This is a genomic window from Sphaerotilus sp., assembly GCF_041083715.1.
Lineage (GTDB): Bacteria > Pseudomonadota > Gammaproteobacteria > Burkholderiales > Burkholderiaceae_C > Sphaerotilus.
Genome location: NZ_JBFPGY010000361.1, coordinates 1 through 5,280, shown reverse-complemented (window position 1 = coordinate 5,280; position 5,280 = coordinate 1). Strand labels below are relative to the sequence as shown.

Genomic DNA, 5,280 nt, shown 5'->3' with positions numbered 1-5,280 from the left:
GCGCGAGTCGCGTTACGTATCGATCTGCGATGCCCACTCGATCGTTCGGGCCAGCCGGGATCCGGTGCATGGGCGGCACATTGCCGGCGCGGACATGGTGACGCCGGACGGCTGGCCCGTGGCCTGGGTGCTCCGCCATGTCGGCTACCCTCTGCAGCAGCGCATCAACGGGCCGGATCTGATGGAGCGGCTGCTGGCGGCGGCGGAGGAGCGCGGCCTGGGCGTCTATGTCTACGGCACGACCGACAGCACGCTCGCCGCGCTGGCGACTGCCGTGCGCAAGACCCATCCCCGTCTGAAGATCGCGGGCCTGCATTCGCCGCCGTTCCGTCCCCTTGACGAAGCGGAGGATGCCGCGGATGTCGCACGCATCAATGCATCAGGCGCCCATCTGGTGATGACCGGTCTCGGTTGCCCGAAGGAAGACCGTTGGATGTTCGACCACCGAGGCCGCGTCCAGGCGGTCATGCTGGGCATCGGTGCAGGGATCGATTTCCACGCGGGCACCGTGGCGCGCGCGCCGGTCTGGATGCGCGACCACGGCCTGGAGTGGCTCTTCCGCCTGTCGCAGGAGCCTGGCCGTCTCTGGCGGCGCTATCTGGTCAACAACACCCTGTTCGTGGTGGGTGCGATAGGGCAGTTTGCACGGCACGCGTTGGTACACCTCGAACGGAACAGAGTGCCGGGCGATTAAGCTCTTCGCTGACATTGAACGTCGGCAAAAAGGGGTTAAAAGCATGCAGTTCCATCGTATTCAGCAGGTCGAGCCTTGGCTGGGACGTTCCGAGCTCGAAGCACTCAACGGCTGCATCGAACGGAACTGGTTGACGGAGGGGCCTGCGGCGGCGGCTTTCCGGCAGAGTCTGAGCCAGCTGACCGGTGCCAACCACATTGCCCTGGCGCCCAACGGCACGCTCGGCCTGTTCCTGGCCTTGCTGGCGCTGGACTTGCCGCGCGGCAGCGAAATCATCATCCCGGGATTCACCTTCATGGCGTCGGCCAGCGCGGCGGTGTTTGCCGGGCTCAAGCCTGTGCTCATCGACGTGGATCCCCACACCTTCACCGCACGCCCCGAGGCGTTCGAGCGTGCCATCACGCCGCGGACTTCGGCGCTGATGCCGGTGCACATCTATGGCCAGGCAGCGTATGCCGCCGAGATCGCGCAGGTGGGCAAGCGCCACGGTCTGGCGGTCATCGAGGATGCCGCGCAGGCCTGTGGCGTGCGCTATCGCGGGCAGCATGCGGGCACGTTCGGCGACGTCGGCGTGATCTCGTTCTTTGCCGACAAGACGCTCACGATGGGCGAAGGAGCGGCCGTGCTGTCCAGAGAACAGCGCCTGGCCCGACGCATCAGTCTGCTGCGCAACCAGGGGCGCGAGTCGAGTGGTTCGTTCATTCACGAGTCCCTGGGCATGAATTTCAGGGTCACCGACATGCAGTGCGCAGTCGGGCAAGCGCAGATGGCGCGCCTGCCGCAGGTCAAGGTCGACCGCCTGCGCCGCTACAACCTGTTCCAGGAGGGTCTGACGGGACTGGCGCAACTACGGTTCATGAAAGTCGATCCTAATTCGGAGTTCATCCCGTTCCGGTTTCCGATCCTGTGCCCGCGCATGCCCGAACTGCGGGACGCGCTGGACGCAGCGGGCGTCCAGACCCGCTCGATGTTCTATCCGCTGCATCGTCAGCCCTGTCTCGCGGGGCTGATCGATCCAGTGGACCTGCCGATTTGCGACACGCTGTACGGGGAGGGGCTGTGCCTGCCGGTTCACCAGGGACTTCAGGACAGCGATGTGCACCACGTGATCGACGTGATTCGCAACACCTTGTCGCGCAAGTCTTCTGTCAGTTGACTTAGTTCTCACCTTGTACGGGTTTTTGGAAACAACCCGTGTTCGGGTGGTCCGCATTCCGTGATGGACGCGGCACAGTCCTGAAGCGGTGCACCGCCGCGCTGCCCAGCTTCTCACACATCCGCTCTCACACCATGGACCGCCCTCAGCACATTCTGGTCACCGGTGCCGCCGGCTATATCGGGTCGGCGCTGGTCCGTGCGCTGCTGGCGCGTGGGCATGTGGTGACCGCGGTGGACAGCATGATCTTCGGGGAGCAGGGGCTGGCGGATCTGCACCACCATGCGCGCCTGCAGATCCACCGCATGGATACCCGCGTGCTGCACCGTGGGCACCTCACTGGCATGCAGGCAGTGGTCGATCTGGCCGGACTGTCCAGCGAACTGGCGGCTGAATCGGACCCGGCGGGAGCGGACGCGGTCAACCACCGTGCACAGGTCCGTCTGGCGCAGTTGGCGCGCAGTTGTGGCATTCCCCGCTACCTGCTTGTCAGCAGTTGCAGTGTCTACGGCTTCGCCAGCACGCAGGAGTCGACCGAACTCTCTCCAGTGCGGCCGCTCACCCACCAGGCGCAACACTGTCTGATGGCCGAAGCGGCCATTCTTCCCATGGCAACGGCAGGATTTGCGCCATCGGTCGTCCGACTCGGCCTGGTCCATGGACACGGTTCGCGCATGCGGCTGGATCTCATGGTGCATGCCATGGTCCTGAGTGCGCTTCGGTTGCGGCAGATCACGTTGGACAACCAGGGCTTGCAGTGCCGCGGACATGTGCATCTGTCGGACGCGGTCAGTGGCCTCATGGCCGTGCTGGCGGCACCTGCCGGCGTCGTCAGCCGGCAGATCTTCAACATCAGCCACCACAACGTGAACGCAGCGCAGGTGGCGGAGGTCATCCGGTCGGCGCTGGGGGGCCAGATTCACGTCAACTTGCTCGGCGGTGCACGGGACTTGCATCACCACCGGCCCAGTCACCACAAGGCGCAGGAGTTGCTGGGCTACCGGCCGCAAGTCGAGCTGAGCGAAGGCATCCGGGAACTGATCGACGCGCTGGATCCCGGGTTGTCCACCGAACCGCCCGAGGCCCGCGTCATGCGGTGGATCCACGAGGTGCTCGCGCAGGGCCGCGAGGCCAAGGCTGCGATCGAACACACCGCGGTATTTGACCGCATGCCCGCCCGGATGGCGCGTGCCGGTGGAAGTCTCACGTTCCAGTGACCGCAGCCGAGGCGCGTCGGTGGGCGATCGCGTCCTCGTAGATCGCCAGCAGTTGCTGGTAGTTGGATTCCGGGGTGTAGTGCGCCAGATAAGTCTGACGTGCCGCGATACGCATTTGCTGCAGGGCTCCTGGGTGTGCCACCGCCCAGCGCAGCTTGCTGGCGAGATCGCCAGCATCGCCCGGATTGAAGAGCAGGCCATTGACACCGTCCTCGATCAGCGTTGCCAGCGGCCCCAGGCGGCTGGCCAGAACGGGCAGACCGTTGCAGAACGCTTCGACCAGCGTCATCGGCAGACCTTCGTAGCACAGGCTCGGCAGAACCAGCATGCTGGCGCGGCGCATCTTGTCCCGCACGGAAGCCGCTGACACCGCGCCGCTGTAGATGACGTTGCCTTGGCGTGGCAACTGGGGTCCGAGCGGCCCATCGCCAGCGACATCGAAGCGCAACTCCGGCACCATGGCTGCCGCCTCGACGAGCACATGGGGTCCTTTTTCCTCCGACAGGCGACCCACGTACAAAAAACCGGCCCGGTCTACCGAAGCAGTCGAAGGGCGTTCACCGGTGTCCGGGACAAAGTTGGGCTTGATGGCCATGCGCGCAGCCGGAAAGCCGTTCAGCACATACTTGTCGCGCGCAAATTCACTCAGCGCGATGATGCGATCCGCCCGCCGATGCAGCGAGCCCAGGGCCGTGTGCAGACCAAAGGTCGCTGCCATGACTGCGCTCTGCACGGCAGACTGCCGGTAGCAACGGTGGATCACTGCACGCCAGGCGACCTTGCCAACGCAGTCTTCACAGATCTTTCCATCCCGCAGCAGCGTCGCCTTGGGGCAAAACCAGCGGTAGTTGTGGAGCGTCTGCACCAGCGCAACCGCACCTGGAGCTGAATCCACCGCCCAGTACACCGACGGCGACACAAGTGGCAGCGTGTTGTGGACGTGCACGACATCTGCCCGGAACTCCTGGATCAGTCGAGTGACATCCGCATGGCTCGAAGAAGACCAGAGCGTGTCCCGAAGCAGGGCCAATCTGGATTGGCCGCCGACGTCATGGTTGTCGCGTTCGTAGAGTCGTACCTCGTGCCCGTGGTCGCGCAGCAGTGCGATTTCGGCATCAACGACCGACTCCTCCCCACCACGGATCTGGTAGCGGTTGTGGACGATCAGAATGCGCAAGGGCCGGGTGGCTGCATCGGCTTCCATCACAGATCACCCGCGTAGGGGCCATGCGAGTAGAAACGAGCAGCTACCTTACCCAGATGTCCATACAGGCGACACAGGTGACGCACGTGCCGGGCATCTCCCCGGACATACAGTGCGGCGATGGTCGCCATCGATACCAGTGCCGATGCCAGTCCGCGCAGTGCGAAGTAAAGGTATGGCCAGCGGTGTCCCAAGCGGGCTTCCAGGCGCACGTAGGTGCGCCCGCCCATGAACGCCCGCTGAAGAACCCACGAGCGGGTCATGCGCTGGACGGGGACCGACTCGTGGACCACTGCTTCGTCGCACCAGACGAGCTGGTGCCCGCGTTGCTTGGCCATGGCAAAGAACAGGCTGTCTTCGCCGCCGGTTCTTGCGAAGTCGGTAGAAAAACGGTGCCCATCCTCGACCATGGTGTGCCGGAGCATCACGTTGCCTGTGCGTGCCTCGCGCCATGGGAGTTCGGTTCCAGTCGGAAACCGCAAACGGTCGTTGACCCCTGACGCCACCAGCCATGCCGTCGGTGGCATCTCGAAAAAGGGGACAACCGGGCCGAACACCGCATCTGCTCGCGTGCTGTCCATGCAGCGCAGCAGTTCTACAAGCCATTCCGAATTCACAAACTCATCATCATCGATGAAGACGATGAAATCCCCGGCCGCGCTGTTCAAGCATCGGTTGCGGGCATGGCTGACTCCAGGCGTTGGCTCTTGCATATACCGCAGGGCCAGCGCCGGATGCGCGCGATGCAGGTCATCGACAACTACCGCAGCAGACCCGGCCGTTTCGTTGTCGACGACGAGAGTCTCCACACGGCATCCTGAAGGAATGGCCATTCTGGTCAGGGACTGCAACGCCTGCCGCAATCCCGCTGGACGTTTGTAAGTGCAAATGCAAATAGAAATCAGACGGTCGGTCGAACGCATGGAGCACGCGAATAGGAGGGAGTGGGCCGCGTGACGGTCTAGAACCGAAAACCGGATGCCGTGATCTGTGGCTTGGACTGTGTGGC

At 64.1% G+C, this 5,280-nt stretch carries 5 protein-coding genes; 3 read left to right on the top strand and 2 right to left on the bottom strand.

Annotation, left to right across the window (positions count from 1 at the left end; genetic code table 11):
* The 3 genes from AB3X43_RS17085 to AB3X43_RS17075 all read left to right on the top strand — a co-directional run.
* Window positions 1-694, top strand: a 694-nt coding sequence (locus AB3X43_RS17085; RefSeq protein ID WP_369431074.1) for a WecB/TagA/CpsF family glycosyltransferase, incomplete at its 5' end; no start/stop codon positions are given.
* Window positions 642-1,850 (top strand): DegT/DnrJ/EryC1/StrS family aminotransferase, encoded by a 1,209-nt coding sequence (locus AB3X43_RS17080; RefSeq protein ID WP_369431073.1) that lies wholly within the window; start codon window positions 642-644, stop codon window positions 1,848-1,850. The genes AB3X43_RS17085 and AB3X43_RS17080, both read left to right, overlap by 53 nt.
* A 134-nt stretch (window positions 1,851-1,984) precedes the next feature.
* Window positions 1,985-3,067 (top strand): NAD-dependent epimerase/dehydratase family protein, encoded by a 1,083-nt coding sequence (locus tag AB3X43_RS17075; RefSeq protein WP_369431072.1) that lies wholly within the window; start codon window positions 1,985-1,987, stop codon window positions 3,065-3,067.
* Here AB3X43_RS17075 and AB3X43_RS17070 read toward each other — a convergent pair.
* Window positions 3,054-4,271, bottom strand: a complete 1,218-nt coding sequence (locus AB3X43_RS17070; RefSeq protein ID WP_369431071.1) for a glycosyltransferase family 4 protein — start codon at window positions 4,269-4,271, stop codon at window positions 3,054-3,056. The two genes, AB3X43_RS17075 and AB3X43_RS17070, sit on opposite strands and share 14 nt — an antisense overlap.
* Window positions 4,271-5,194: a glycosyltransferase family 2 protein gene (locus AB3X43_RS17065; protein ID WP_369431070.1), complete on the bottom strand. Its 924-nt coding sequence runs from the start codon at window positions 5,192-5,194 to the stop codon at window positions 4,271-4,273. The genes AB3X43_RS17070 and AB3X43_RS17065 overlap by 1 nt, the downstream gene beginning before the upstream one ends.
* Window positions 5,195-5,280: the final 86 nt, after the last annotated feature.

What these genes read in the sequence shown, in the direction of transcription:
- AB3X43_RS17075 (WP_369431072.1), top strand. Translation starts at nt 1,985, where the DNA reads ATGGACCGCCCTCAGCACATTCTGGTCACCGGTGCCGCCGGCTATATC.
- AB3X43_RS17070 (WP_369431071.1), bottom strand. Translation starts at nt 4,271, where the DNA reads ATGGAAGCCGATGCAGCCACCCGGCCCTTGCGCATTCTGATCGTCCAC.
- AB3X43_RS17065 (WP_369431070.1), bottom strand. Translation starts at nt 5,194, where the DNA reads ATGCGTTCGACCGACCGTCTGATTTCTATTTGCATTTGCACTTACAAA.